Source organism: Pseudarthrobacter sp. TE3704, assembly GCF_056279405.1.
Window position 1 is genome coordinate 385755 of record NZ_JBWCCJ010000003.1, and the last position, 25714, is coordinate 411468.

The following is a 25714-nucleotide window of genomic DNA, read 5'->3' on the forward strand; positions in this document are numbered from 1 at the left end:
TCATCACATGGTTTCCCACCCCGGCCCCGGGCCTTCCCGTGCCCCGTACGTCCCGGTAAAAGTCGGGCTGGTGGGGGCTGACCAGTGGGCAGCCACGATGCATGCACCCCTGCACGCTGCGGGAGCGGAAACCGAACTCATTGGTATCTGGTCAGCGCGCGCGGAGAGTGCGTCGAAGCTGGCGCGCCAGCATGGAGTCCGTTCCTTTGCGTCCCTCGAGGAGCTGCTCGCTTCCTGTGAAGCGGTGGACTTCGCCGTCCCGCCCCCGGTCCAGGCCGAACTCGCCCCGCGGGCCGCCGACGCCGGACGTGCGCTGCTGCTCGAGAAGCCGCTGGGGGCGTCGATGGCCCAGGCCGTGGCGGTGGCGGAGGCAATACAGCGCAACCGCGTGGCACATGCCGTGGTCCTGACCAAGCGCTACCACCCGCGGACCCGCGCCTTCCTCGCCTCCGCCGCGGGGCTAAGAAGCGAAGCACGAATCCTTGGCCTGTCCGGAACCTACCTCCACGGCGGGTTCCTCGAGTCGGGCTTCCTGGCCGGCCACGGCCCGCAGGGGTGGCGGGACGAGTACGGCGCCCTGCATGACCTCGGGCCGCACCTGCTGGACCTCATGGACCTGGCCGGCGGCACCATCGATGCCGTCCACGCGGACGGCATCAAGGACTACGTGGCGCTGACCACCCTCCACGACGGCGGCGCTACAGGCCAAGCGGCCCTGTCAGGATCAGTCCGGCTTGGCCAGGTCAGGACAACGGTCAGCGTCTACTCGGCCGCGGGGAGCCTGGACTACACCACCGCCGGAATGGACCACGCCGAATGTTGGCCGGTCCTTCGGCGGGAGTTCGCTGACGCCGTCAGGCTGGGGACGCCCGTGACAGCAGATGCGCAGCGGGCCCTGCAGATCCAGGCCATGGTGGAAGCAGCGGCACTCTCGGCCCGGGACGGGCGCCTGGTCCGGGTGGCCGACGTCCTGAAGAACAGCTAACGGCGCCCGCCGGGATGGCTGGTCTGGAAGTGCCGCAAGGTGACGGGCAACTGAACGGTGACCGGAGCCTGGCGAGCAATACCGCCGGTCTTGCCGGCCAGCCGTTCAAACAGCAGCCTCGCAGCCGTGGCTCCCAGCTCACGGGGATCGTGGGACATTACAGTGAGCGGCACCCCGAGGAGGTCGGCCAGTTCGACGTCGTCGAAACTCGCCAGAGCGGGAACCGTCCAGGCAGGTCCCGCGTGCGCGTGACGCCGGTCCCGCCATTCGCAGATTGCCCGCAGCGCCCCCACAGTGGTGCGGTTGTTGGCGGAGAAAAACGCCGTGGGCGGATGCGACCCGGCCAGCAGTGCGGCGACGGCGTGCGCCGCAGCCTCCGAATCCCGGACTTTAGCCAGGTGCACAAGCTGGAACCCAATTCCTGCATTCTCCAAAGCCGAACGGAAGCCCTCGAAGCGGCGCCGTGCGGTGGAAATTGCCTCCACGTCCCCCAGGAAGCCGATGCGGACATGGCCTTGGGCGAGAAGCGCTGCCGTTCCGGCAGCGGCCCCGGCCACATCTTCGACCAGGACAGCATCACAGTCCAGGCCTTCCACCGTCCTGGTGGCAAGGACCAGCGGGATATCCCCCAGCTGCCGGACACTGCTCGGGTCCAGCCCGTTTCCCGCGGGCACCAGAATGACGCCCTCGAGCTGGCGGCCTGCAAACTCAGTGAGCAGCTGTTCCTCCAGCGCCGCATCTTCGCCGCTGCTGCCCAGCACGATCTGCCGCCCGTGTGCGGACGCCACCTCCTGGACACCCAGGGCGAACCGTCCGTAGTAGGGGTTGCCCAGGTTGGTGACGGCGATGCCGATCAGGCCGGTGGGTTTGCGCAGCCGGGTGTTCCGGGCACTCTGGTTGGGCCGATAGCCCAGCTTCTCAACGGCCTCGCGCACGCGGTCCTGGACCTCCGGCCGGACGTTAACGCCGCCGGCCATGGTCCGGGACACCGTCATGGGGCTTACTCCCGCCAGGGCGGCAACATCCCGTACGGTGGGGGCACTCCTGGCCCTGGAGGCACCCGTGGCCGTCGAGGCGCCCTCAACCGGGGCAGGGGATGCGTTGCTGCGGGACATGTTATTACCCAGGAAATTCTTTCGGCGGCGCCGGCTGGCAGGTTCCTGCCCGGCATCGTCAACGTTACCAAGTGCAAGGAGCGCGCATGAAGGAAGCCAGTTTGCCCACGCCGGTGCTGGAAATCGGCGGGACCCACGTGACCGCTGCCAAAGTTCAGGGCCCGGTGGGCGGCTGGCGGGTCACGCCGGACAGCCTGGTGCGCCTGGACCTGGACGCACACGCGCCGGCGGAGGTCCTGCTCGACGACTTTGCAGAGGCAGCCCAGCGCCTGGGCAGCGAACATAACGGCCGGTGGGGCGTGGCCCTGCCGGGACCATTCGACTATCACCGCGGCATCGCCAACTATGCGGGTGTGGGCAAGTTCGACCGGCTGCAGGGGGCGAACGTCGGCGCCGGGCTTGCGCGACGGCTGGGCTCCACCCAGGAGGGCATCGTTTTCCTCAACGATGCGGACGCGTTCGGGATAGGTGAGTTCGTCATGGGGGCCGCCGGGATCAGCCGCCGGGCCGTCTGCATCACGCTGGGGACTGGCGTGGGCTCCTGTTTCCTGGCCGACGGCGTGCCCGTCAAGACCGGAAGTGACGTTCCGCCGGACGGCAGCTGCTATCTGCTGGAATACCGGGGCCGCCCCCTGGAGGACACGGTGTCCCGGAGGGCGATCCGCCGAACGTATGTAAGCGCACGGCCCGGGGTTGGCACTCCGGATGTGCATGAGATTGCCGAGGCGGCGCGGGCCGGCGACGCGGTGGCCGCCGGGGTGCTGGAGCACGCCTTCACGGCGGTGGGCGAGGCCGTGGGCCCTTACCTCGCACGGTTCGGCGCCGAAGTTCTGGTGGTCGGCGGCTCGATGGCAGGTTCCTGGGACCTGGTGGAACCTGCCATCCAAAAAGGCCTCGCCGTGGCCGCTCCGGCGCTGGGCACGCTGGTACTTACCAGGGCCCTGCGTTCCGAGGAAGCCGGCCTGATCGGAGCCGCCTACTGGGCACGCCGGGTTTCGGTTCCGCGGACGTAGGCCTTAACGGTGGCCAGCTTCTGCCCCATCCCGCTGCCGTGCGGCCGGATGGTGTAGGCGCCCACCGCTGCCGGAATGATGAACGTTTCGGCGTAGCTCACCACGAACGGGGCGAAGCTGCCGGAGGGGCTTTCGACCACCGCCTCTGTGCCCTCCACGAGATTCAGCACGTTGACCGTGCCGTTCGTGTGATGCTCTACGGCGTCCGTGAACCAGTGCCGGCGCACCTCGATGAACTCAAGCTCGTGCAGGCCCGTGCGTTCCTCGGTCCAGCCAGGCCCTGATCCAAGCTCCTGCACCTGTTCCAGCAGTTGTTCCCGCGCCCACTCGGTGTCGCGGTCCCATTGGATATTCCGGCTGGCATGGTCCACGTGGATGGGCCGCGGCCGGCCGTCCAGGCCAACCCGGTCCCAGTCCCACATCTTGAACGTGAAGATGTACGGCGTCGCGGAGATTTCCAGCACCATCGAGTTGGCCCCGGAGCAATGCACCGTGCCGGCAGGGATGGAGAAGTGGTCATGCTTTTTCGCCGGAAAGGCGTTTACGTAATCCTCGGCAGGGAAGTGCATGCCGCCCTCGGACGCCTTTTTCAGGGCCTTCACCATGGCCTCCGGGTCCGTTCCGGACTTCAGGCCGAGGTACACCACGGCATCCGGGCCGGCGTCCAGCATGTAGTAGCTCTCGTCCTGGGTGTAGTGCATCCCGAAGCGGTCCTGGATGTAGTCCGTGAGCGGGTGGACCTGCAGGGACAGGTTGCCGCCCTCCATCGTGTCCAGGAAGTCGAAGCGGATGGGAAACTCGGCGCCGAAGCGGGCGTATGTCTGCGGTCCGAGCAGCGCGGCCGGCTGCGTGAACACCACATCCACCGACGGCAGCTCCACCGTCTCCCCGCCCACGTCCAGCAGGATGCTGTTCTCCTCCGGCACGCAGTCAAAGCACCACGCATAATTGTCGGCGTCGCTGTCCAGGCCGATAACCTGCTTCATCCACTGCCCGCCCCACACCCCCGGATCGAAGAACGGCACCACCCGGAACGGGGCCGCGGACGCGGCCTCCATTCCCTGATGGAACCCACGGCCGGTGATCAGCTTCGCCTCTGCGGCGCCGCGGTTGGTGTCCAGGACGTAGTCGACGGCGGGAAACAGCTGCCGCTTGTGGCGGTCCGCAACCCGCCACTCCACGAAGAAACTGCGCTTGTACTTGCGCAGGTTGTCCTCCCTGCCGTTGTTGCAGCGCCAGTTGGGAGCGCCCGCGCGCTGCCGCTGCTGCAACTCCCAGCGCGCCATGTCCGCAAGGACCAGCGTCCGCTCCGCCAGCGGCACCAGGGCCGCCCCCCAGCCCACCAGCACCACAGGAGCCTCCGACGATGCCACGTCCCGTCCAACGTCAGCCAGCCTTGCGTCGTCGTAAAAGTCCGCGAGGGTGTGGTGGCTGATGACGCCGAAGACCCGGTCATCCGTGAGGTTCGCGGCGATCAGGGCGTCGATGTGGCTGATGGGGTGGGCGGCAAGCTCTTCCACGTTCAGGATCCGGTGCTCCGGAAGGGCCGCAGTGAGGGCCGCCACCAGATCATCCAGGTTCACACCGGGGTAGGTGTCCACGACGATGGGGGCTCCCCCGGACCGGCCGAGTTCGCGCCAGGCGTCCTGCCCGGACCATGCCTGGTGGCCGCCTGGAACGGTAACGGCGGGGAATTTGTCGTAGCTGCGGGGAGGGGTGTGGCTCATCGTCTTCCAATCGGACAGTTCTTGTTGATAACGTTACCAGCATGCGCCGGACCAATTCTGGAGGGCGCCGACGGTGAAGGGCAGGTGCCGCGATGCGGCGAATGGTTTCCTACGGGCACTCCTGGGTGGACGGCGACGGCGCCTCCCGCGGAGCTTCCTGCCTCGCGGCGCTGGTGGCCCGGAGGCTTGGACTGGAACTGGACAACCGGGGCGTGGGCGGAAGCAGCAGTACCGGAACTGCGGCGCTGGTTCAGTCCGCCGCTCCCCCGCCGGCCGTCCTGTACCTGGTGATGACGGGACTGAACGATCTGCGCCTCGGCGGGGACTCGGCGTCGGCCCTTACGCAATACAGAGCCTCGCTCCGTACCATTCTCGCGGCTTGTCGGGACGCGGCCCCTGATGCTCTCGTGGTGGCTCTCGCGCAGCCGCACCTGCTGGATTTCAGCCTGCACGCCCCGCATAACCGCGGCTCGAACGCGCTGGTGGATACCTATAATGATGCGCTTCGCGACGCCTCCGCCGCTCAGCCGGGGGTCCTGGTTGTGGAGCCGGATGGCTGGGATGCCTCCATCATGCTGGACGCGGACACGGTCCATCCGAACGACGCGGGCCACGCTTGCCTGGCCCGCGCCGCCGTCGCGGCTGTTACTGCTGCATGGCAATGACGAGGCCCGCCCAGGTCTGGGGCACGGCGCCGAGGCCGCGCCCGTTCTCGGGGTTCCAGTATTCGGCCCAGCCGCTGGTGGTGGCGCCCTTCGCTGTGAGGTCCGCCAGTGCGGCGGCCTCCTGCTCCATGCCGAACCTTTCGAAGGCCTGCTGAAAGAGGTAGTTCAGCGGCGGCCATGCCGGGCCGCGCCAGTACATATCGGGATCGTACGCCGGGTGGTTCCGGGCCACGTTGGCAGGGCCGAACTCCGCCCTAAACCTGCCAGGGTCGGCCAGTTGGCCCAAGGCAGCCCGGGCCTTGGCCTCGTCTGCAGTCACCAGGGCGCCCATGACACCGTCGCTGATGGGGATCCTGGCTGAAGGTCCGCCGCCCACTACGGCCTGGTCGGACCAGAGCTGCTCCTCCCTGTCCCACAGATGCTCATCCATCACGGCCGCCAGTTCCGCTGCCCTGTCGTCAAGCTCCGCCTCACCCGTGACCGCGGCGAGTTCGCGGAAGTTGAAGGCCGTATAGGCGTTGAACGCGGCAGGACAGGCCACAAAGCTGGTGGACCATGCGGCTGCTCCGTCGTCGGAGAAGGAGACGTCGTTCATGCGCTCCTTGTTCCAGGCGGTACGGGCGGGGCGGCTGTAGCCGTCCTTGGTCCGGCCCGGTGCTCCCCAGCCGTCCCAGCGCGGCGAGTGGTCGTTGCCGGCTTCCCATGGATGGACAACATAGATGAGTCCCTCCGCGGTGCGCCGGTTGTCCCACAGCCAGTCCAGACCTTTTCGAGCCTTGAGCACCAGGGCGTGGGGCACCGGGACGCCAGCGTCGGCGAGGACCCTGAGGGCGTGCCCGAACATGGGCGGCTGTGTCAGCGAGGACGTCCCGGCCAGCGGGCCCAGAAAGGTATCCGGCCCCTCGCCGCCGTAGCGCATGTGCGGGACCATCCCGTTGGACAGCTGGCCAGCCAGGACAGCCTCGATTTCGTGCAAGGCCCGCTCGTCGCCCAGCCTTGCCCAAATGATGGCGTGGAAACAAGAGTCCCAGAGCCACAGGTGCGGGTAGGTGCCCGGATTGGGCACGCTGTAGCCGTGGTCCGGGCGCCAGTGCGCCTCCATCAGGTGGCGCACGTCTCCGACGAGCCCCGCCGTCGTGGCGTTGTACTGCGGTGCCGTGTTGTCCTGCTGCCCCATCAGCCTTTCTCAGCTCCGGCGGTGAGGCCCTCGGTGAGGAGACGTTCGGCGGCGAAGAAGATGATGATGATGGGTAGCGTCAGGATCACTGAACCGGCCATCAGCACTGTGGTGGGCACTTCAATGCTTCCTGCGAGTTGGGACAGCCCCAGCGAGACGGTCCAGCTGGGCCGGGTGTTGACCAGGAACAGGAGGGCGAAGAGGAATTCGTTCCAGGCGATCATGAAGACGAACAGCCCGTTGGAGATGATGGCCGGCATGGCCAGCGGCAGGCTGATCCGGCGGAGGACGCCGAGGCGGCTGCAGCCATCGAGGGCCGCGGCTTCCTCAAGGCTGGTGGGAATGGTGTCGAAGTAGTTGCGCAGCATGTAGATGGTCACGGGAATGACCTGAGCCACGTACACGATCAGCAGTGCCACCAGTTGTCCGCGCAGGCCCAGTCTCGTAAAGAAGGTGAACAGCGGGATGGCCAGCAGGATGCTGGGGAACAGGTAGACGGCCAGGAACAGGGCGCTGACCTGGCGGCGGCCGAAGAAGTTCAGCCGGCTGATGGCGTAGGAGCCGGGGATGGCCACTATCAGCGAGATCAGCACCGTGCCCAGCGCCACCAGGGCACTGTTGCCCATGAACTTCAGGAACCCTTGGCCGCCGTCCTCCTGGGGTGTCATGATGCTCACGTAGGAGCCCCAGTCCAGCTCGCCGAACGGAATGACCAGCGAGCCCGGATCCCTCAGCAGTGAGTCCAGGGGCCGGATGGACAGGACGAACATGTAGTAGAACGGGAACAGCGTCACCAGCACCAGGCCGGCGATCACCACCCAGCGGAGCACCCCGAAGATTTTGGTTTCGATCACGTCGCGGGTCCAGCGGGAGCCCTCCGGTGGCCGCGATCGGGAGGCGGGGCGTCTCGTTTCAACGGGAACAGCCATCAGGAAACCTCCTCTTTCCGGGCGAAGAATTTGATGTAGACGCCCACGAACAGGCCCAGGATGAGGGCCAGGACCAGTGCCTGCGCTGAAGCTGCACCGATGTCGCCGCGCGCGGTCAGGTAGTTGAAGACGGTCACGGCCACTACTTCGGTGCCGCCGCCGCCTCCAGTGAGCAGGTAGATGTCATCGAAGCTGTTGAAGGTCCAGATGAAGCGCAGGACGGACAGCATGGCCATGGTGGGCAGCAGCTGCGGCAGGATGATGTGGTTGAACCGCTGGATGGGTGTGGCGCCGTCCACCCGGGCTGCTTCCTCCAGGCTGTCCGGCACGGCGTTGAGCCGGGCCGTGAGGAACAGGAAGGCGAAGGGGAAGGAACGCCACCACTCAAACACGATGACGGTGATCAGTGCGGTGGGGATCTGAAACTCCAGCCCCAGCAGCGAGACTTCCCTGGCCCGCTCGCTAAGGAACGGGATGGATTCCTCCCAGCCGAACAGCCGCTTGCCCCAGTAGTTGACCAGCCCGAACTGTGGATCAAGCATGGTGGTCCAGGTGAACGTGACGGCCACGATAGGCGCAACGTACGGGATCAGCATGGAGGCGCGGATCAGGGTCCGGCCCTTGAAGGGTTTCCGCAGGGCCAGGGCAGCGATCAACCCAAGGATGATCGCACCGGCGGTGCCGAAGATGGAGTAGGCAAGGGTGGTGCCGAGCGAGGAGAAGAAACTGCTCGAGAAAACATTATCGAAATTGGCCACGGTGTAAGGGCCGAAAATGCCCGCCGTGCGGATGTTCAGGATCCGGACCCGCTGGAATGCGAGGACCAGGGTCCAGAGGATCGGCAGGACCACCATGACCAGGACAAGGACCAGCGTGGGGGAAAGCAAAGTGAGGCCGGCGCGCTGCTCTTCCCGGGCCATCGGTGAAAGCTTGCGGCGCCCCCGCAGGCCGGCGGCTGATGCCGCCGGCCCTGCAGAAGCACCCTTTTTGGTGGAACTCACTGGAGCGAGTCCTTGATGGACTTGAGGGATTCCGCGGCCTGCTTTGCTGCGGTCTGGGGGTCCACACCGCCTGAGGTGACGTCACTGACGGCCTTGGCGATGGGCAGTTCACCCAATGCTGCGCCTACAAGGTCGCCCTGGCCCTGGGTGATGCCCCAACGCTTCAGCTCATCGGGACCCTGCTCCAAAGCGGAGAGGACGTCTTCGGAGTAGAAGTTGCCAAGCGGTTCCTTCTTGTCCACGCCTGCAGGCATCGTCTTCCACTTGTCCGCGTACTCCGTGGGGTTCTCGGCAGTGCCGGCCCGGACCGGGAGGCGGCCTTCAGGGGCGATGGAGAGCCAGTCGACGTAGCCCTCGGTCATGAAATACTCCACGAACTTGCGGGCAGACTCGGACGCGGAGTCCTTGGTGACAGTCCAGGAAACAACCTCGCCGAACTGGGCAGGCTGGTCGCCGTCGGGTCCCTGAATGCCCGTGACAACGCCGGTGTTCTTTGCCAGGAAGGCCGGGTCGGCGGCGCATTCGGGGCAGGTTGGAGCGGCGTCGTTGCGGAGGCCGGCCATTTCATCCAGGAGGAACGTGGACCAGATGGACATTGCTGCCTGGCCAGCGAAGTAGGAGGCACGCACGGTGTCCACGTCCTGGGCACCCGGCACCGAATAGTCGCGGAGCATGTCGCGGTAGAACTCCAGCGCTCCCACACACTCGGGGCTGTCGAAGGTGATGTCGCCCTGTTCGTTGACCATCTCGCAGCCGTTGCCCTGCGCGATGTGTTCGAAGGTCTGCTGGGTGAAGGCTTCACCGGGCTTGTTCGCCGCAGCGATGCCGGCCAGTTCCGGAGTGTCCAGCTTCAGCGCCGCGGCCTTGATGTCGTCGTAGGTCTTCGGCGCTGCGATGCCGGCCTTGTCGAAGAGGTCCTTACGGTAGTAAAGGAGCTGCTGCCACGAGGAGTCCGGAACAGAAAGCTGCTGGTCCCCGTCGCGCGTCAGCTCAAGAGCCCTCGGCGAGAAGGTGCTTTCATCCAGGCTTTCGACAATGGCCTTGTTGGTGTCCGCGTCCACCAGGTCGTTGGCGGCCAGCGTGCGGACCTGAGCCAGGGAGATGGAGCCGATGACGTCCGGCAGGTCCCCTGCTGCAGCCGAGGACGTCAGGACCTGGTTGAACTGGTCCTCGGGAACACCCACCAGTTCAACCTGCACACCGGTCGCTGCGGTGAACTTGTCGATGATGGCCTCAGTCTTTGCCACGCGGTCAGGGAGCGTGTCAGCGGTCCAGACGGTGATCGCCTGCGCCTCGCCGTTGGGGCTTTCGCCGTCTTCCGATCCTTCATTCTGTGTACAGCCTGCCAGCATTGCCATGGTCAATGACGCCGCTGTAAGTACGGCCATTGTGGACCGGCCTCGGGTTCTCATCACTTCGATGCTCCTGTCTATGGCGGCGCCGGAAGCGGTGCCGCGGTTCGCGCGCTCGGCCCCTGGCTGCCTTCGGCGCGGACCACTTCGGCCGCCCCGCCGGGACAGGTGCTGAAAACTCCCCGGGCTGTGAGCGCAGTCACAGCTTGGGACTTGTGCATAAAGGCTATCCAAATGTTGTCTAGCTGTCTAGCATTAGCTGCAGAGTCATTCAACACGAGCCGGACAGGCTTTTGCCGGATGCGCTCCGCGAGCACCTAGGATTGCAAGAGTGCCTTTTGAGCGGTAGGAGCCGTATATGTATGTGGGACCCGGGGATGTCCTTCACCTCATCCGGTCCGGGCAGGCCCGGACGCGCGGGGACATCCAGGAAAAAACCGGTATGTCCCGCATGACCGTTGCCCAGCGCGTGGACACCCTGCTCAAGGCTGAACTGATCCGTGAAGCCGGCACTGCCAGGCCATCCGGCGGCCGCCGCCCCACGGACCTGGCGTTCAACCTCCAGCACTCCTGCACCATCTCCGCGTCCGTCGAAACCACCTCCAGCCGTGTGGCCCTAACAGACCTTGGCGGCGAAATCCTGGCCGACGAGCACTTGAACATCGCGGTGGAGGACGGCCCGGAGAAGGTACTGCGTGCCATCACCGCAGCGGGACAGCGGCTGATGAAACAGGCCAAGATGCCCGTCGCCAAAGTATCCGGCGTGGGAATTTCCATCCCCGGCCCCGTGGATCCGGAAACACTCCGGCCCTCGCAGCCGCCCATCATGCCGGGATGGGACGCCTACCCCATCGTTGAACTCATCCAGGACGCTTTCCCCGTCCCTGTGCTGGTGGAAAACGATGCCGACGCCATGGCAGTGGGCGAATACAGCGCCGGGTTCGCCGGCACTCCCTCACTATGCCTGGTAAAGGTTTCCACCGGCATCGGCACCGGGCTGGTGATTGACGGCCGGGTGTACCAAGGCGTGGACGGCGGCGCAGGCGACATCGGCCACGTTCGGCATCCCGCATTCACCGAACTGCAATGCCAATGCGGCTCCTTCGGTTGCCTGGCAGCCGGAGCCAGCGGCGGCGCCATCGCCCGGAATCTCACCCAGCTAGGCATTCACAGCACCTCCGGCCGGGACGTGCGCGAACTGCTGCTGGCCGGCAACGTGGACAGCATGCGCCTCACCCACGAGGCCGGCAGGCGGCTCGGGGAAGTGATGGCAACCGTGGTGTGCCTGCTCAACCCGGCAGTCTTGCTGATCGCAGGGGACCTGGCCTCGGCCTCACTGATCGGCGGGATCCGCGAAACGCTCTATCCCATGTCACTCCCCCGCGCCACCCGCCACCTGGACGTCCGGCTCGCTAGCCTGGGCGAGGACGCCGGCATCCGAGGAATGTCCTCACTCCTTGTGAACCAAGTGTTCTCTCCAAGTGCCGTCAACGCACGGCTCGCCTAAGGCCTGCCACTACGGCTAAACCGATCAGGAAGTAACCGCGGTCATCGCCTCGATACGGCCTCCCCTGGACCCGTATCTGCTTCTGGTCCAGTGATCGGCCTGGCGTGGCAGGAGTTTCACCAGTTTCACCCAGGGAGGGTGCTGTGCAGAATCCCTTCAAGCCAACGGCTGGGGCAACGCCTCCCGAGCTGGTCGGGCGGGCCGGGCTGCTGGACGAGTTCCAGTACGGCCTGCAGCAGGGTTCCGGCGCGCCAAGGCTCTTGACCATCATCACCGGCTCCCGGGGCATCGGCAAGACGGTCATGTTGAGCGAAGCCGAAGGCATCGCTCGTAATCACGGGTGGTCCATCATCTCCCGGACAGCCGCGCCAGGGTTTCTCGCCGGAGTCGGCGACGACATGCTCCGCCTCCTTGATGAACTCGGGGACGGGCATCCGTCGCTAAGGTCACCGCTTTTTCAGCAGCAGGGTTCGGTCTGACAACCCAACTCCCTCCGGAACGGGCCGTGGACTGCGCCGGACCGGAATTGAACTGCTGCGCCTGCTGGAGGCGAAAGGCACAGGACTGGTCCAAAGGCTAGACTCTGAGCCCCACAACCCCCGAGGAGCTGGAGAGGATTCTTGCCTCGGCACACGAAGCCGCTGGTCCCTTTGGCCGACTTCTTCCTTCCGCTAGGGCCGACATCCTGGACGCCATCGCCGACGCACTCGAGGCCGGTTCCGACGAACTTGTTGCTTTGGCCGCAGCGGAGACTAACCTGGGCACCGAACGGCTCAAAGGCGAACTCAAGCGCACCGCATTCCAGCTGCGTCTTTTCGGCGACGTCCTCCGGGGCGGCGACTTCCTTGATGTTCGCATCGATCACGAAGACCCCAACTGGCCCTCAGGGGTTCCCCGCCCTGACACCCGCCGCACCAAACTTCCCCTTGGTCCGGTGCTCGTTTTCTCAGCCAGCAATTTCCCTTTCGCCTTCTCCGTGGCAGGAGGGGACACCGCGTCTGCCCTCGCCGCCGGCAACCCTGTCATCGTAAAAGCCCACTCAGGCCATCCGCAGCTCTCCGAACGGACCGCAGAGGTCCTGATCCAGGCCTGCCGATTAGCCGGCGCTCCAGCCGGAATCTTCGGATTGATCCATGGCACCCAAGCAGGCAGTGACGCCCTAAAGGACTACAGAATCAAGGCCGCTGGCTTCACAGGTTCCATCCCCGGTGGACGCGCCCTCATGAACATCGCAATGTCTCGGCCGGATCCCATTCCGTTCTACGGGGAACTGGGAAGTAACAACCCCGTTTTCGTCACCCCAGCGGCAGCCGAAGCCCGGGGTCAAAGCATCGCAGAAGGTTATTCGCCTCCTTTACGTTGGGGGCAGGGCAATTCTGCGTCAAGCCAGGAATGCTCTTCGTGCCGGCCGGTTCGGGAATGCTGGAAAAGCTACGAAACGCGGCACTGCCAGCTGGCGCCAGAATGCTAAATGACCGTATCCGCGAAGGATATGTGGAAAACCTTCAGAGGCTTTCCTCCCACCCGAACGTAGAGGTGCTCGTACAAGGACTTGCACCCTTTTCAACGTCGCCCTCGCCCATCCTGCTTGCCACGAAATCGGAACATGTTCTCGAATCCCCCCGCGAGCTGGAAGCTGAATGCTTCGGACCCACGTCCCTCGTTGTTGAGTACGACGACCTGTCCCAACTGGTCCCCCTGGCAGAGACATTCGAAGGACAACTCACAGCCACCATCCACGGAGAAAACGACTGCCCGGTGCAGGACCTTGTCCGAGTGCTGTCCGAAAAGGCCGGCCGAGTCCTCTGGAATCAGTGGCCCACGGGCGTGGCGGTCACCTACGCCCAGCACCACGGCGGGCCATACCCTGCTTCAACTGCCGCCGCCACAACGTCCGTCGGCACCTCAGCCATCGACAGGTTCCTGCGCCCCGTCGCGTACCAGGGTTTCCCCCAACACCTCTTACCAGCTGAACTTCAGGAAGAAAATCCGTTAGGAGTGCCCCAAATGATTAACGGCCGCCGGTAACCACAGGGCCTTAAACACGGGAGGAGGCGAAAGCTGCCGAACGGCGGCTCGCCTCCTCTCGTCCGCGGAAACCTGCGCCACCGCTTGAACCGCAGCCGGTCCAGCGGGCAGGCAGCGGCATTTCAAAAATTCTCTAAAAAGTCCGGCAGCAGAGGTGCGCGGTGGCTGCCTCGTGCTTCTTCTTCCACTCGGCGTTCTCCCGGTACGTCTCGACGTGGTCAATATGTAAATCCCCTTTAGTCATCGGCGTGCGTACTATTTCCACGCCATAGAAAGGTTCGGCGGTGTTGGGCATGAGCTTTACCTGTGGGTGCTTGAGGTCAGAGACAATCCTGGGACCGAGCCGCCGGATGTGGTTAGGGGACCATGGCGAGGAATAAGAAGGCGAAGAAGATGACGAGATGAAGGATGCCCTGGAGGCGGGTGGCGCGGCCTGGGGCCACGGTCAAGGCCCCGACAATGACTGTGAGAACGAGTAGGACGATCTCTGTCGGGCCGAGCCCAAGGGTCAGCGGTCCTTCCAGCCAGATGGAGGCCACGGCAATCGAAGGAATTGTCAGGCCGATGCTTGCCATTGCCGAGCCGTAGCCAAGGTTCAGGCTTGTCTGCATCCTGTCCCGCGCGGCAGCACGGGTGGCGGCAAGTGCTTCGGGCATCAACACCAGTAGGGCGATCACGACTCCGACGAAGGACTTTGGAATGCCGGCTGCCGCTACCCCTGCCTCAATGGTTGGCGACACCGTTTTTGCCAAGCCGACCACAGAGATCAGGGCAACGCAGAGCAGTCCGAAGCTGATGGCGGTGGCCCGCACAGTGGGCCGTGTCGCGTGGCCCCGGTTTTTGGCCTGGCCAGGGGTGATCACCGGCAGAAAGAAGTCCCGGTGACGAACCGTCTGGGTTATCACGAAGCCTGCGTAGAGCACGAGCGATGCGACGGCGGCAAAGCCCAGTTGCAGCGGTGAGAAGGTTGGGCCGGGGCCCGTCAGGGTGAACGAAGGCAGGACCATCGTTAGTGTGGCGAGGGTGGCCACGACGGCCAGCGAAGCACCGGTTCCCTCGGCGTTGAACCGGACCACGCTGTAACGGACGGCTCCTATCAGTAGTGCCAGCCCAACGATCCCGTTCACGGTGATCATGAGGGCAGCGAACACCGTGTCCCGTGCAAGTGACTCACTGCCGGGACCGCCGGCGCCCATCAGCGTGAGGATGAGAGCGACCTCAATTACTGTCACAGCAACGGCGAGAATCAGTGCTCCGAACGGATCGCCGAACCGGTGAGCGATGACCTCCGCGTGATGCACTGCCGAAAGCACGGCGCCAATCAGGACAACCGCTACGACGCCAACGAGCGGTGACTCGAGGGATCTTTGCCAGGTCAAATCCAGGACCAACAGCGCCGCCACCGGAACGATCATGGGCCAGGAAGTCCGCAAGGAGCTGAGCTGGAAACGGCTTCCCTTGGTCGTCATCTCCTAACTATGCGCGGGAGCTCTGGCCTTGCCAACCACAGCAGCGAACCTCGGCCTGCACGGATAAAGCCCGGGACCGGCTGCGGATCGGTGGATCAAGGCTTGGCCTGCGCGGCTCTGTTGGAGCTGACGGATGTCCGCCCGCCGATGGTGGAGACCAACTCGAGAGTCCGGTCCACCCGCCGCAGCCGGGGACGGATCAGAGTCGCCACCAGTTCCGGCCGCGTAATCGGCAAGCATGGGGTTGCCCCGCCGAGGGGGCTAACGGAATATCCATTATCGGCTCTTTGGCTTGGACTGCTGGGCGGGGCCGACAATGCCCCATGCTCCCGCGTGTTTCGGTCGCCTGCTGCAGTTGTCGGTGGCGGCATTCCTGGCGAAGTTCACAAGGGGGTATACCTTTTAGGCGCAGAACTGCGGTCTGCCGCTCTTAGCCGGGGTTCCGCTGCTTCTCTATGCAGAGATGGTGATGTACTGCTTCTTGAAGTGCTCGTGAATCTCCCAGACGCCGCTCCACCCGTTCGGGATCAGCACCATGTCGCCGGCCTTATGGTCCACGCGTTCGCCGGTGTCGGAAACCAAGGTGGCCTTACCTTCCAGCACCAAAATAACCTCGTTAACACCTTTGCGGGCAGTTTTGAAGATTCCTGGTGAGCATTCCCAGAATCCGATGTCCACGTTGCTGGCCTTGACCGAGAAGGCGTTATCGGTTGCGTCTTTCGGCTCCGTGTCGTTGATGGCTGTCGGCTTGAGGGCCAAGGCGGGGAAGGACAGGCTGTCCGCGGAACGAAGGACTTTTACTTGTGGATTCGACATTGACTTTCCTTTGGTTGTTTTGAAGCTGGTGCTTGCCATCTCAGTGTGAGTACCCTGCGGCCGCGTCGGTGAGGCTCTTGCCCTTGGTCTCGGGAGCCAGCCATTGGGATAGCCCGGCACCGGCCAAGGCAACAGCGGCCGCCATCAGCATGGTGGGGCCGGCCCCGAGGGTTTCCATTGACATTGGCATGAGGAAGATGCCGATACCGGCTCCTACGCGGCTGACGGCGGCCGCGAACCCGGTCCCGATCCCGCGGATCTCGGTGGGAAGGATCTCGCCCGGGTACACGCCCGTCAGCGTTGTGTACATCGCGTTGAAGAAGGAGAAGACCAGGAACAGGATGAGCACCACGGGCGCCGGCGCGCCGGCCCACAGTCCGATGACCGCGAGGACGGCGGCGCACAGCCACTGCGGAGGGACGCACAGGACGCGGCGGCCGGCCTTGTCGATCAGCAGGACGGTGACCACGACTCCGGCCAGGGCGACGGCTGAGAGCCCGACTCCACCGGCGAGACCGCCGGCGAGGCCATACTGGTTTAGCACGCTGTCGGCGAAAGTGGCGATCGCGAAGTACGGTGTCACAGCGCAGAACCAGAACACCGAGATAAACAGTGTGGAGCGCCAGTGGGCTTTGGAGAACAGCAACCCGAAGCTGCCCTTACGGACGTCCTCGTGCTGGAGGTCCTCGAGCGCATCGTCCGGCAAGTACCTGGCAGCGAGGGCGCGGGCCTCGTCCTTGCGGCCCACGCTCCACAGCCAGCGTGGCGACTCCGGCAGTCCGAGCCGGGCAAAAAACAGGACAACGGCGATGAAGGTGCTCGTGCCGAGGATGAAGTGCCAGCTCAGGTCGGTGTACTCACCGAGCAGGTAACCGAGCAGGAACGCGATCATGAAGCCGGCATACCAAGCAATTTCCATGGCGCCCATGAGCCGTCCCCGCAGACGGGCGGGCGAAAACTCGGCCATGAGGGGCCAGCCGACGGCGTACTCGGTGCCGATCGCGATGCCCATCAGCAACCGCACCACAAGGAGTAGTACCGGTGAGTCGACGAAGAACTGCATTCCGGACGCGACAGCGAACAGCCCGATGTCGAACATAAAGATCGGCTTACGGCCGAATTTGTCGGCGGCCCAGCCGCCGAGCGGTGAGCCGATCAGTATTCCGATCAGGGCGGCCGCGGCAATCAGTCCCTGCCACACCACATCGAGCTGAAGGTCCTCGGCCATTTTCCCCGACACCGGTCCAATGATGCCGAGGATGTAGCCGTCCAGGAACATGCCGCCGATCAGGACGGTGACCATTCTGGTCATAAAGCGTTTTTTGCTCGCGGCCGAGACGATGTTCTGCTGCGAAGTTGGGCTTTTCGTGGGAGACATTCTTTAGCTCCTCACGGTTGTGGTGGACGAGGACGGTTTCGCCTTGTTCGCGGCTTTGGGAAGTTGGCGGTGGAGCATTGTTTTGACCTCCCGGTCAGTGAAAACGTTGGAGAATTTGCGGTTACTTACCTAAGAGTCGCCCTGTTCGGCGGGTACGCCAGCGGGACTTTCAGAGGCCGACGACGGCGGGCTGTGCCGCCGTCGTCGTGCTTGTGCATATCGCCCGACAAAGCAGCCCGCATGGGTTCCGGGGTCAACTTTCAGGATGGGATGGGGACGGTTGCGGGCGATGGTTGTTGGGGCTGGCATAGATGGGCGTTCCTGCGGCGGTGGCGTCCACTGCCTGCATTTGTCCCGTGAGGGGCGCTGTGTTCTCCTTCGTGGCAAGGATGAATTTTTGGTGTCCGTGTTCTACCACCGCGGCCCGTACGGTGCGCCGCATGACGGAGTCGGAGAGCCGTTGGCGGAGCCAGATGGGGTCCCGGCGCAGGTCTCGGGTGAGGGCGATGCAGAGGACCAGGAGAACCACAACGAAGGGTGCAGCGGCCACAATGGTCATGCGCTGGAGTCCGCTGAGTGCTTCGGCGGGTGTGTCGCCGCCTGCCAGGAGCATGACGATCGCTACCGTCCCCATCAGGGTTCCCCAGAACACCACCACGGGCTTGGAGGGCTTCAGGGTGCCGCGGGAGCTGAGGGAGCCCATCACGATGGACGCTGAATCTGCGCCTGTAATGAAGAAGATGCCGGTGAGGACCATGGCGAGCACTGCCAGTCCGATGGTGAGCCACTGGGGTGTTCCGAGCCCGTTCAGCATGGCGAAGAGTGCGCCGTCGAAGGAGATGGTGGGGGCGCCGTCGACGATCGTGGCGATGCCGTCCGTGGTGGAGGGGGTCCCGTCAGCGGCGCGCTGCTGGTGGATGGCTGTGCCGCCGAAGATGGCGAACCAGAGCAGGGACACCAGGGACGGGACGAACAGGACACCGGTGACGAACTGGCGAATGGTGCGGCCACGGCTGATCCGGGCGATGAACATGCCCACGAAAGGGGTCCAGGACATCCACCAGACCCAATAGAACACGGTCCAGCCCGAGAGCCAGGCGCGCATGGTGTCATCGCCGGTGGCTTCCGTGCGGGCGGCCATCTCGGGGAGGTGCTGGAGGTAGGAGCCCACGGCGGAGGGGACCAGGTTCAGGATGAACATCGTGGGACCCACCACGAAGACGATGACTGCGAGCACCACGGCGAGGACCATGTTGGTGTTGGACAGGAACTGGATGCCCTTTTCGAGCCCGGATACGGCCGAGGCGACGAAGCAGAACGTGAGCACGGCGATGATGATGACCAGCAGGGGCGTTGCGACTTCACCAACAACACCGTTGAACTTCAGGCCGCTGCCGATCTGCAGTGCCCCCAGTCCCAGCGACGCAGCGGACCCGAAGAGGGTGGCGAAAATGGCGAGGATGTTGATGATCTTGCCGCCGATTCCGTCGACGGCTTTACGGCCGAACAGGGAGACGAACGCCTCTGAGAGCAGGTTTTTGCGGCCCAGCCGGAAGGTGCTGTAGGCGATCGCGATGCCCACTACCGCGTACATCGCCCACGGGTGCAGGGTCCAGTGGAATACCGACGTGGCCATTGCTGTCTCGACGGCCTCCACGGTCTGCCCGTCCACCGTGCTCGGCGGCGGTGATATGTAGTGGTAAAGAGGCTCGGCGACGCCGTAGAACATCAGCCCGATGCCCATGCCGCAGGCGAACATCATGGAGATCCAGGACCCGGTCCTGAACTCCGGCGCCTCGCCGTCCTTACCCAGCGGTATGTTCCCGAACCGGCCAATCGCCAGCCACAGGACGTACACAACGAAGACTGAGGACAGCAGGACGAAGACCCATCCGGTGCTCGCAAGCAACCAGTTCAACGCTGCCGTCGAGGCAGCAGCCAGGCCGTCCGTGTCAGTGAATCCCCAGATCAGGAACGCAATAACCAAGGCTCCCGTCACCACGAAAATGGTCTTGTCCAAACCACGGGCGTGGATACCGAGTGTCTTTCGCCTTTCAACAACCCCGTCCTTCAAGTCGTCAAGGATCTTTGCTTCCTCGGACTCGGTGCGGTGCAGGTGGGCTGTGTCGTCCACGGGAGCTGATACGGACGACCCTGCGCCGGGCAGGTCATCTGGTGAGTGTTTGGTGCTCATGGGAGCCTCTTTCGAAGAGAATGTGAGGGTCGAACGGCAGCCGTCGTCGATGGCTGCTGCCGTTGGAGGAGTCAACCCGGCCTTGTTAGTGGCTTCTGACTTCCTTGTCGGTTTTGATGACAATGGGTTGGTCTTCGCTGCAGACCATGACCCGTCCGCGGCCGTCGCTTTGAATGATCCAAAAGACGCTGCGGTCCACCGCGATCATGTCGATCCGGCCGGTGGTAGCCGTGCCGTCCTTGCCCAGCACCTGGACGACATCGTCGCGGGTGAGCCTGGACCAGTCCGGGACGGGTGCAACGGGCGGCCTGCTCTGCAGGCGGGCTCGTTTGGCGGGGCGGAGGTACATTTTCCTGGGTCCTGAATCGAACATAGAGAATGGGTTGAGCCTGGTGTCCGGCCCCGGACGCGTTTCTTGTTGCGAGAGGCTGCCCGGGGCCGGAGGTCTGTGTCAGGGCACGTCAGACCTGGTTGTGTTCAGGCTTGCCGTCGATGAGGCGGTTGACCTTCCAGGGGTTCTCATCCTGCAGGGGTGCGGGGAGGAGTTCCTGGGGGATGTTCTGGTAGGCGACGGGGCGCAGGAAGCGGTTGATGGCGAGGGTTCCGACGGAGGTGGTGCGGGAGTCGGAGGTGGCGGGGAAGGGGCCGCCGTGGACCATGGCGTGGCCGACTTCGACGCCGGTGGGCCAGCCGTTGACGATGATGCGGCCCACTTTCTGCTCGAGGGCCGGAATCAGGGGCGCCGCGGTGGGGTAGTCCTCTTCGGTGAGCTGCAGGGATGCGGTGAGCTGGCCTTCGAGGCGTGTGATGGCGTCGAGGAGTTCGTCGGTGCTTCCGTAGCGGATGACCAGGGACGCGGCGCCGAAGATTTCCTCGTGCAGGACGTGGTTGGTGACGAAGTCGCGGACCTGGGTGCCGAAGATGGTGGGCGCCGGTGCGTTCTGGGTTTCCCCTTCCAGTCCCTTGCCGATCAGGTTCACGCCTGCTGCGGCGCCGAGGGCTTCTGCCCCGGTGTTCCAGGACCCGGCGATGCCTTGGGTGAGCATGGTCTGGCCGGAACAGGCGGAGACGGCGCGGCCGACGGCGGCGGCGAGTTTGTCTCCTGCTTCGCCTTCGGGGGCGAAGAGCAGTCCGGGGGAGGTGCAGAGCTGGCCGGAGCTGCCGGTGACGGCGGTGACGTACTGCTGTGCGAGGGCGTCGATGTCGCCTTTGAGGGCGCCTTCGAAGACGATGACGGGGTTCAGGGAGGACATTTCGGCGTAGACGGGGATGGGTTCGCGGCGGGCTGCGGCGGTGCGCATCAGGGAGATGCCGGCGGCTTGGGAGCCGGTGAAGCCGACGGCTTTGATGTTGGGGTCGGCCACGAGGGCTTGGCCGATGCTGGCGCCGGGGCCGTAGATGAGGGAGAACACGCCGGGGTGCAGGCCGAAGTCTTTGACGGCTTTGGCCACGGCCTGGCCGACGAGTTCGCCGGTGCCGGGGTGGGCGTTGTGTGCTTTGAAGACGACGGGGCAGCCTGCGGCCAGGGCCGAGGCGGTGTCGCCGCCGGCGGTGGAGAAGGCGAGCGGGAAGTTGCTGGCACCGAAGACCGCGACCGGGCCGAGCGGGATCTGGCGCTGGCGGATGTCTGCCCGGGGCAGCGGGGTGCGCTCCGGGGTGGCGGGGTCCACGCGGACGCCGCGGAAGTCACCCTGCCCGACCACGTTCGCGAAGAGCCGCAGCTGGCCGGTGGTGCGCGCACGCTCACCCTGCAGCCGCGCGGCGGGAAGCCCGGTTTCCTGCCCGGCCCGGACGATCAGTTCCTCGCCGATGGCCTCGATGTTGTCCGCGATCGCGTCCAGGAACCCGGCGTGCGTTTCCGGGTCCAGCGTGGAGAAGGACGGGTACGCCTCAGCTGCCGCCGCGGTGGCAAGCTTCAGCTGGTCCTCCGCGAGCAAGGAGTAGGCCGGTTCAAGATTCTCGTTGCTTGCGGGGTTGATTCCATGCGTTGTGCCGCCTGTTCCGGCGGTGGTCTCCCCCGCGATGAGGGAGTGTCCGTGAAGCGTCATTGATTCGTCTCCTAATCTTTAGGCGTTGCCGGGGCCCAGGTGCCAAATGCCGAGGGCGGAGAGCAGTTCCCTGGGGTCCCAGACGACCCACTCCTCGGCGAGTTTGTCGCCTTCAAAGTGGAGGAAGGAGGCGCCAGTGACGGTGACACTCCTGCCTGTAGCCGGTACGTCCATGAACATGCCTTCGTGGGTGCCCTTGGTCTGCCAGTGAACGGCTACTTCTGCACCGTCTTCGACGATCTGCAGGATTTCGGTGCTGGAATCCGGAAATGCAGTATGCATCGCTTCGATAGTCTTCTTCAGGCTGTCGTAGTCTTCGCTGCCGGATTTGGATTGGCGGACGTAGCCGGGCGCCAGAAGTTGCTCGAACGCGGCCAGATCTCCATTTCCCCATGCGCCGTTCCATGCCTTGAGGATTAATTCACGTCGGGTGCTCATGATGCGGTCCTTGCTGGTTCGGATTCCGGTGCAGCGGGTGCAACTGCTACCGGTACCGGGATGTCGATGGGTGTGTACTGGCCGAACTTGCCGGCCCGGAAGAGGAGCGCATCGCCGGTGCCTTCTTCCATGTTGGTGACGGCTCCGACCACCATGTAGTGGTCACCGACCACGACTTCGGCGGTGACGACACAGTCGATATAGGCGGTCGCACCCTGCAGGTGCGGGGTGCCGAGGGGGCCGGGAGTGCAGGGCAGGCCCTCAAATTTTTGCGGTCCTTTTCGGGACAGTGATTTGCAGATGCTGATCTGGTCGTCGGCGAGGATGTTGGCGGTGAACTTCTGCAGCTTGCGGAGCTTCGGCCAGCTGGAGGAGGACTTGTCCACGCAGAACATGACCAGGGGCGGCTCGAGCGAGAGCGATTGGAAGGTTCCGACAACCAGGCCGAGCTTTTCGTCGTCGTCGTTGATGCCGGTGATGGCGGTGACTCCGGTGGGCAGCTTGCCCAGAATTTGCCGGTAGTAAGCGGGGGTGATGCCGCTGTCCGGTGTCTTTTCAGCGGAGGGGGTGATATCCATGTCAATCTTCCTTGAGTTCTGCGTGGATGGTGCGGCCGGCGCGCAGGCCGCTTTCGATGGCGCCGTCGAAGAAACCGGCCCAGATGTTGGCGGTGTCGCTGCTGGCGAAGTGCAGGGCGCCTTCGCTGGCCTGCTGGGCGGCGTGGTATTTGGTGAGCTGGCCGGGGCGCTGGATCTGCCAGGTTTCCTCGGCGTATGGGTCCTCGCCCCATTTGTGCCCGGTGACCTCGAGGACTTCGAGGTCGTCGCGCCATACCTTGATGGCTTCCTGGATCTGTTTTGGATCGGTGACGTCGATGCGGTTCGCGTCGGCGCCGAAGCCGACCAGGACGGCGTCGTCGTCGCCGATGAATTCGGTGCGGATCACGGACAGCGGCTTGTCCTGGGCCGAGTAGGCGAAGAACGGCTTGATGGGGCCCTTGACCCGGATCCAGGCCTTGACGCCCTGGGACGCCGTCTTTTCCCGGCTGGGGGCCAGTTTGCCCTCGGACAAGGCGGGCTGGACATCAAGCTTGTGCAGCACGTTCTGCGGCAGGGTGATGACCACCTTTGTGGCCCGGATTTCCCGGCCGTCACCGTAGGTGACGGTGGCGCCGTCCCTGTCGTGACGGACGCTGGTCACCGCGGTGTTGAGGCGGATGTCCGCATTCGTGTCTTCGGCGATCGCGTTGACCAGGGTGTCGTTGCCGTCCTTGAGGCGGTAAATCGCTGAGGCCTCGTGCATCAGGTGCCAGTGCCCGGAGGACCCGGCGGTCCAGCGCAGCGCATTGACGTACGCGCACTGATCCAGCGGGGCGTTGAAGTGGCCCACCCATGCAGCCTCGTTCGCGTTCCGCTCGTCCTCGGACAGGTCCAGCTTGTCCAGCATCTCCTGCAGGTTGTACTGGTCCACCTCGGCCAGGTTCTCCACCGTCAACGGCGCGTCGGGGCGGGGCAGCCACTTCATGGTGTCTTCGAGCAGCCGGGTCATGCCCGGGTCGATGAGCTTCATAAAATCATCCAGGTTGCCGCGGCGCACCTCATCACCGGCCAGCCAGTAGGTTTCCTCCGAGCGCGGGCCGCGGGAGACCTCAAGGCCGTAGCGGGTGACCTCGGCCCAGACATGGGGCTGGGTCCAGTGCAGCCAGTTCCCGCCAAGTTCCAGCGTCCTGCCAAGACGCTGCTCGGTGTACAGGCGGCCGCCAAGACGGTCGCGTGCTTCCAGGACAACCACGCCGTGGCCGCGGTTACTCAGCTCACGGGCAGTGATAAGGCCAGCCAGACCGGCACCGATGACGACGACGTCTGTTTGTTCAGTCATTGAGGGATCCTTCGTTGATAATTCCGTTGGGCTGCTTTTAGCCGGCGGCTTCGCTGAGGTGCTTGGCGCGCTGTGCTGTGGCCGGGTGGCCGTCCAGCGTGTATTTCTGGCCGAAGAATTTTTCGCGCAGGGTTACCGGCTCCTGGTCCTCAGAACGCACCGGGGCAATGATTCCTTGCGCCCGCAGTTCCGGCAGCGCAAGCTCGATGAACTCTTCCCAGCCTCCGGGCTTGGTGATGTAGCTGAGGTTGATGCCGTCGATGTCGGCTTCGTCGCGCCAGCGGCGAAGCTCTGCGGCGACCGTTTCCGGCGAACCGATGATGGTGGAGCCGGTGCCGCCGACCGCGAGGAACTCCGCGATCTGGCGCGGGGTCCAGTCCCGGTCCGGGTCGGCTTTGGAGAACATGTCCACCATGGACTGTCCGGCCTTGGTGCCAACGGACCGCAAGGGGGTGTCGAGTTCGTACTCGGACATGTCGATGCCGGTCCAGCCGCTGAACCGTGCGAGGATGCCGTCGACGGGCGCGTTCTCCACGGCCTTCCGGTACTTGGCCTGGGCTTCTTCGTCGGTCGGTGCCACCACAACGGTGAGCAGGATGACGATCTTGACGTCACGGGGATCGCGGCCGGCGTCGGCCACGGCCTGGCGAAGCTTGGCCACACTGCGCTTGGCACCCTCAACCGAAGTGCTCTGGATGAAGACGGCCTCGGCGTGTTTGCCGCCGAACTCCATGCCCCTGGAGGATGAACCGGCCTGGAACAGCACCGGAGTGCGCTGCGGGGAGGGCTCGCAAAGGTGGAAACCGGGAACGGTGAAGTGTTCGCCTGCGTGATTGATCGGGTGGACCTTGGCCGGGTCGATGTAGGTCGAGCCCGGCGCGTCGCGGACCACAGCGTCCTCTTCGAAGGACGTTTCCCAGAGCTTGTACACGACGTCCATGTACTCATCGGCCATGTCGTAGCGCTCGGCCGGGGTGAGCTGCTGAACTTTGCCCATGTTGCGGGCGGCTGCCTCGGAGTATGAAGTGACAATGTTCCAGCCGACGCGGCCATTGGTGAGATGATCCAGGCTGCTGAAGCGGCGGGCCAGCAGGTAAGGCGGCTCGTAGGTTGCCGAGACAGTGACCCCGAACGTGAGGTGTTTGGTCACGGCGGCCATGCCGCTAATCAGCACAGTGGGATCGTTGATGGGAAACTGCGCGGCATCGCGCAGGGCGGCATCACCATTTCCACGGAAGACGTCGTGGTAGCCGAGATTATCGGCGAAGAAGATGCCATCAAAGCCGGCCTTTTCGAGCGTCTGGGCGATGCCGGTCCAGTACTGGAGATCGGTATAGCGGTGGCCCTGGTCCGCCTCGTTCCGCCATGACCCGGAAGTCAGGTGAGCGGGGGCGAAGACGTCGAAGGCGAAAAGGCTAAGAGGTTCATTCTTCATGGCAGTGGTGCTTCCTTGGACTTGTGCCGGAACGTGAGCGGAGTTAGCTCGGCGCTCACTATATGAGCATGGCGACCAATTTATGTGTAATGCACCTCACTGTCAAGAGCAGAAACGCTCTGTTACTGCCACCCAAGAGGAGGCTTTGACATCAAGCATGTGACTGCTGTCTCATGATTTCAGCATCTACGCCCGCATAGTGAGCGCAACGCTCCCTCTTTGGGAAGCCTCGCCGCTAGAAGTGCGGGCCACGAATCCGAAAAGCCCGAGGAAGTCCATATGTCGACCGCCCATCGTGTCTCATCCCTGAGTTCACTTCTGCACCGCGTAGCCACCCCTGGGCTGCACCGCCTCGTCTCCGTCCCGACCACCGCACGCATCGTCAGCGACAATCAGAGGCTGGACTCTGCTCCCTGGGCCGGGCTCTACCTGCACTCTGACGACCGGGCTGCCCCGGCGACACGGCCAGATGACAACTAGGACCACTTGTTGAGCAGTCCGGGTAGAAGGTGAGCGCCTGCTCTCGACCCAGGCGCATAGAATTGGACCAACGGGTCAT

Annotated in this window: 25 protein-coding genes; 8 read left to right on the forward strand and 17 right to left on the reverse strand. The window is 64.5% G+C overall.

Going from position 1 to position 25714, the window contains the following annotated elements; translation table 11 throughout:
- Positions 1-7 precede the first annotated feature (7 nt).
- The gene (locus tag ACZ9BC_RS09480) at positions 8-985 is read left to right on the forward strand and encodes a Gfo/Idh/MocA family protein (RefSeq protein WP_476245709.1); all 978 of its coding nucleotides are present in this window, start codon (positions 8-10) and stop codon (positions 983-985) included.
- Here the strand turns inward: ACZ9BC_RS09480 and ACZ9BC_RS09485 are convergent.
- A complete protein-coding gene (locus ACZ9BC_RS09485; RefSeq protein ID WP_476245710.1) occupies positions 982-2100 on the reverse strand; it encodes a LacI family DNA-binding transcriptional regulator in 1119 nt (372 codons plus the stop codon). The genes ACZ9BC_RS09480 and ACZ9BC_RS09485 overlap by 4 nt on opposite strands.
- 86 nt (positions 2101-2186) lie before the next feature.
- Between ACZ9BC_RS09485 and ACZ9BC_RS09490 the strand changes: the two genes are divergently transcribed.
- Positions 2187-3113: an ROK family protein gene (locus ACZ9BC_RS09490; protein ID WP_476245711.1), complete on the forward strand. Its 927-nt coding sequence runs from the start codon at positions 2187-2189 to the stop codon at positions 3111-3113.
- Here the strand turns inward: ACZ9BC_RS09490 and ACZ9BC_RS09495 are convergent.
- Positions 3077-4840 carry a class I mannose-6-phosphate isomerase gene (locus tag ACZ9BC_RS09495; protein WP_476245712.1) on the reverse strand — a complete coding sequence of 588 codons (1764 nt, stop codon included), beginning with the start codon at positions 4838-4840 and terminating at the stop codon, positions 3077-3079. The genes ACZ9BC_RS09490 and ACZ9BC_RS09495 overlap by 37 nt on opposite strands.
- Before the next feature lie 92 nt (positions 4841-4932).
- On the opposite strand from ACZ9BC_RS09495, the gene ACZ9BC_RS09500 reads away from it, so the two are divergent.
- Positions 4933-5505, forward strand: coding sequence for an SGNH/GDSL hydrolase family protein (locus ACZ9BC_RS09500; protein WP_476245713.1), 573 nt, complete (start codon positions 4933-4935; stop codon positions 5503-5505).
- On the opposite strand, the gene ACZ9BC_RS09505 is transcribed toward ACZ9BC_RS09500, so the two are convergent.
- The 4 genes from ACZ9BC_RS09505 to ACZ9BC_RS09520 are packed head-to-tail and all read right to left on the reverse strand — an operon-like array spanning position 5486 to position 10000.
- The gene (locus ACZ9BC_RS09505; RefSeq protein WP_476245714.1) at positions 5486-6682 is read right to left on the reverse strand and encodes an MGH1-like glycoside hydrolase domain-containing protein; all 1197 of its coding nucleotides are present in this window, start codon (positions 6680-6682) and stop codon (positions 5486-5488) included. The two genes, ACZ9BC_RS09500 and ACZ9BC_RS09505, sit on opposite strands and share 20 nt — an antisense overlap.
- Positions 6682-7611, reverse strand: coding sequence for a carbohydrate ABC transporter permease (locus ACZ9BC_RS09510; protein ID WP_476245715.1), 930 nt, complete (start codon positions 7609-7611; stop codon positions 6682-6684). Before ACZ9BC_RS09510 ends, ACZ9BC_RS09505 begins: the two co-directional genes overlap by 1 nt.
- Positions 7611-8612, reverse strand: coding sequence for a carbohydrate ABC transporter permease (locus tag ACZ9BC_RS09515; RefSeq protein ID WP_476245716.1), 1002 nt, complete (start codon positions 8610-8612; stop codon positions 7611-7613). The genes ACZ9BC_RS09510 and ACZ9BC_RS09515 overlap by 1 nt, the downstream gene beginning before the upstream one ends.
- Positions 8609-10000 carry an ABC transporter substrate-binding protein gene (locus tag ACZ9BC_RS09520; protein ID WP_476245717.1) on the reverse strand — a complete coding sequence of 464 codons (1392 nt, stop codon included), beginning with the start codon at positions 9998-10000 and terminating at the stop codon, positions 8609-8611. The genes ACZ9BC_RS09515 and ACZ9BC_RS09520 overlap by 4 nt, the downstream gene beginning before the upstream one ends.
- 322 nt (positions 10001-10322) lie before the next feature.
- Here ACZ9BC_RS09520 and ACZ9BC_RS09525 point away from each other — a divergent pair, with 322 nt between their 5' ends.
- The 4 genes from ACZ9BC_RS09525 (at position 10323) to ACZ9BC_RS09540 (ending at position 13499) form a co-directional block, all read left to right on the forward strand.
- Positions 10323-11471: an ROK family transcriptional regulator gene (locus ACZ9BC_RS09525; protein WP_476245718.1), complete on the forward strand. Its 1149-nt coding sequence runs from the start codon at positions 10323-10325 to the stop codon at positions 11469-11471.
- A gap of 143 nt (positions 11472-11614) precedes the next feature.
- The gene (locus ACZ9BC_RS09530; RefSeq protein WP_476245719.1) at positions 11615-11950 is read left to right on the forward strand and encodes a hypothetical protein; all 336 of its coding nucleotides are present in this window, start codon (positions 11615-11617) and stop codon (positions 11948-11950) included.
- A gap of 137 nt (positions 11951-12087) precedes the next feature.
- A complete protein-coding gene (locus ACZ9BC_RS09535) occupies positions 12088-12942 on the forward strand; it encodes an aldehyde dehydrogenase family protein (protein ID WP_476245984.1) in 855 nt (284 codons plus the stop codon).
- A 23-nt stretch (positions 12943-12965) separates the two neighbouring features.
- The gene (locus ACZ9BC_RS09540; RefSeq protein WP_476245720.1) at positions 12966-13499 is read left to right on the forward strand and encodes a hypothetical protein; all 534 of its coding nucleotides are present in this window, start codon (positions 12966-12968) and stop codon (positions 13497-13499) included.
- 133 nt (positions 13500-13632) lie between these two features.
- Here ACZ9BC_RS09540 and ACZ9BC_RS09545 read toward each other — a convergent pair whose 3' ends face one another.
- From ACZ9BC_RS09545 to ACZ9BC_RS09595, 11 genes are all read right to left on the reverse strand, one after another.
- A complete protein-coding gene (locus ACZ9BC_RS09545) occupies positions 13633-13794 on the reverse strand; it encodes a hypothetical protein (RefSeq protein WP_476245721.1) in 162 nt (53 codons plus the stop codon).
- Between the two features lie 61 nt (positions 13795-13855).
- Positions 13856-14968, reverse strand: coding sequence for a calcium:cation antiporter (locus tag ACZ9BC_RS09550; protein ID WP_476245722.1), 1113 nt, complete (start codon positions 14966-14968; stop codon positions 13856-13858).
- Positions 14969-15421: 453 nt separating this feature from the next.
- On the reverse strand, positions 15422-15784 hold the full coding sequence (locus tag ACZ9BC_RS09555) for a cupin domain-containing protein (protein WP_476245723.1): 363 nt from the start codon (positions 15782-15784) through the stop codon (positions 15422-15424).
- Between the two features lie 40 nt (positions 15785-15824).
- The gene (locus tag ACZ9BC_RS09560; protein WP_476245724.1) at positions 15825-17096 is read right to left on the reverse strand and encodes an MFS transporter; all 1272 of its coding nucleotides are present in this window, start codon (positions 17094-17096) and stop codon (positions 15825-15827) included.
- A gap of 319 nt (positions 17097-17415) precedes the next feature.
- A complete protein-coding gene (locus ACZ9BC_RS09565) occupies positions 17416-19356 on the reverse strand; it encodes a BCCT family transporter (RefSeq protein ID WP_476245725.1) in 1941 nt (646 codons plus the stop codon).
- A gap of 85 nt (positions 19357-19441) precedes the next feature.
- Positions 19442-19705 carry a hypothetical protein gene (locus ACZ9BC_RS09570; RefSeq protein WP_476245726.1) on the reverse strand — a complete coding sequence of 88 codons (264 nt, stop codon included), beginning with the start codon at positions 19703-19705 and terminating at the stop codon, positions 19442-19444.
- Between the two features lie 112 nt (positions 19706-19817).
- Positions 19818-21404: an aldehyde dehydrogenase (NADP(+)) gene (locus ACZ9BC_RS09575; RefSeq protein ID WP_476245727.1), complete on the reverse strand. Its 1587-nt coding sequence runs from the start codon at positions 21402-21404 to the stop codon at positions 19818-19820.
- Between the two features lie 18 nt (positions 21405-21422).
- A complete protein-coding gene (locus ACZ9BC_RS09580) occupies positions 21423-21842 on the reverse strand; it encodes an ester cyclase (protein ID WP_476245728.1) in 420 nt (139 codons plus the stop codon).
- The gene (locus ACZ9BC_RS09585) at positions 21839-22420 is read right to left on the reverse strand and encodes a flavin reductase family protein (RefSeq protein ID WP_476245729.1); all 582 of its coding nucleotides are present in this window, start codon (positions 22418-22420) and stop codon (positions 21839-21841) included. Before ACZ9BC_RS09585 ends, ACZ9BC_RS09580 begins: the two co-directional genes overlap by 4 nt.
- Before the next feature lies 1 nt (position 22421).
- The gene (locus tag ACZ9BC_RS09590; RefSeq protein ID WP_476245730.1) at positions 22422-23720 is read right to left on the reverse strand and encodes a flavin monoamine oxidase family protein; all 1299 of its coding nucleotides are present in this window, start codon (positions 23718-23720) and stop codon (positions 22422-22424) included.
- A gap of 37 nt (positions 23721-23757) precedes the next feature.
- Positions 23758-25155 carry an LLM class flavin-dependent oxidoreductase gene (locus tag ACZ9BC_RS09595; RefSeq protein ID WP_476245731.1) on the reverse strand — a complete coding sequence of 466 codons (1398 nt, stop codon included), beginning with the start codon at positions 25153-25155 and terminating at the stop codon, positions 23758-23760.
- A gap of 279 nt (positions 25156-25434) precedes the next feature.
- Here ACZ9BC_RS09595 and ACZ9BC_RS09600 point away from each other — a divergent pair, with 279 nt between their 5' ends.
- Positions 25435-25635 (forward strand): hypothetical protein, encoded by a 201-nt coding sequence (locus tag ACZ9BC_RS09600; protein WP_476245732.1) that lies wholly within the window; start codon positions 25435-25437, stop codon positions 25633-25635.
- Positions 25636-25714: the final 79 nt, after the last annotated feature.

Bases quoted from the DNA above. Each gene is read 5' to 3' on its own strand.
- ACZ9BC_RS09480 (WP_476245709.1), top strand. From the start codon at position 8: ATGGTTTCCCACCCCGGCCCCGGGCCTTCCCGTGCCCCGTACGTCCCG.
- ACZ9BC_RS09485 (WP_476245710.1), bottom strand. From the start codon at position 2,100: ATGTCCCGCAGCAACGCATCCCCTGCCCCGGTTGAGGGCGCCTCGACG.
- ACZ9BC_RS09490 (WP_476245711.1), top strand. From the start codon at position 2,187: ATGAAGGAAGCCAGTTTGCCCACGCCGGTGCTGGAAATCGGCGGGACC.
- ACZ9BC_RS09495 (WP_476245712.1), bottom strand. From the start codon at position 4,840: ATGAGCCACACCCCTCCCCGCAGCTACGACAAATTCCCCGCCGTTACC.
- ACZ9BC_RS09500 (WP_476245713.1), top strand. From the start codon at position 4,933: ATGCGGCGAATGGTTTCCTACGGGCACTCCTGGGTGGACGGCGACGGC.
- ACZ9BC_RS09505 (WP_476245714.1), bottom strand. From the start codon at position 6,682: ATGGGGCAGCAGGACAACACGGCACCGCAGTACAACGCCACGACGGCG.
- ACZ9BC_RS09510 (WP_476245715.1), bottom strand. From the start codon at position 7,611: ATGGCTGTTCCCGTTGAAACGAGACGCCCCGCCTCCCGATCGCGGCCA.
- ACZ9BC_RS09520 (WP_476245717.1), bottom strand. From the start codon at position 10,000: ATGGCCGTACTTACAGCGGCGTCATTGACCATGGCAATGCTGGCAGGC.
- ACZ9BC_RS09525 (WP_476245718.1), top strand. From the start codon at position 10,323: ATGTATGTGGGACCCGGGGATGTCCTTCACCTCATCCGGTCCGGGCAG.
- ACZ9BC_RS09545 (WP_476245721.1), bottom strand. From the start codon at position 13,794: ATGCCCAACACCGCCGAACCTTTCTATGGCGTGGAAATAGTACGCACG.
- ACZ9BC_RS09550 (WP_476245722.1), bottom strand. From the start codon at position 14,968: ATGACGACCAAGGGAAGCCGTTTCCAGCTCAGCTCCTTGCGGACTTCC.
- ACZ9BC_RS09555 (WP_476245723.1), bottom strand. From the start codon at position 15,784: ATGTCGAATCCACAAGTAAAAGTCCTTCGTTCCGCGGACAGCCTGTCC.
- ACZ9BC_RS09560 (WP_476245724.1), bottom strand. From the start codon at position 17,096: ATGACCAGAATGGTCACCGTCCTGATCGGCGGCATGTTCCTGGACGGC.
- ACZ9BC_RS09565 (WP_476245725.1), bottom strand. From the start codon at position 19,356: ATGAGCACCAAACACTCACCAGATGACCTGCCCGGCGCAGGGTCGTCC.
- ACZ9BC_RS09570 (WP_476245726.1), bottom strand. From the start codon at position 19,705: ATGTACCTCCGCCCCGCCAAACGAGCCCGCCTGCAGAGCAGGCCGCCC.
- ACZ9BC_RS09575 (WP_476245727.1), bottom strand. From the start codon at position 21,404: ATGACGCTTCACGGACACTCCCTCATCGCGGGGGAGACCACCGCCGGA.
- ACZ9BC_RS09580 (WP_476245728.1), bottom strand. From the start codon at position 21,842: ATGAGCACCCGACGTGAATTAATCCTCAAGGCATGGAACGGCGCATGG.
- ACZ9BC_RS09585 (WP_476245729.1), bottom strand. From the start codon at position 22,420: ATGGATATCACCCCCTCCGCTGAAAAGACACCGGACAGCGGCATCACC.
- ACZ9BC_RS09590 (WP_476245730.1), bottom strand. From the start codon at position 23,720: ATGACTGAACAAACAGACGTCGTCGTCATCGGTGCCGGTCTGGCTGGC.
- ACZ9BC_RS09595 (WP_476245731.1), bottom strand. From the start codon at position 25,155: ATGAAGAATGAACCTCTTAGCCTTTTCGCCTTCGACGTCTTCGCCCCC.
- ACZ9BC_RS09600 (WP_476245732.1), top strand. From the start codon at position 25,435: ATGTCGACCGCCCATCGTGTCTCATCCCTGAGTTCACTTCTGCACCGC.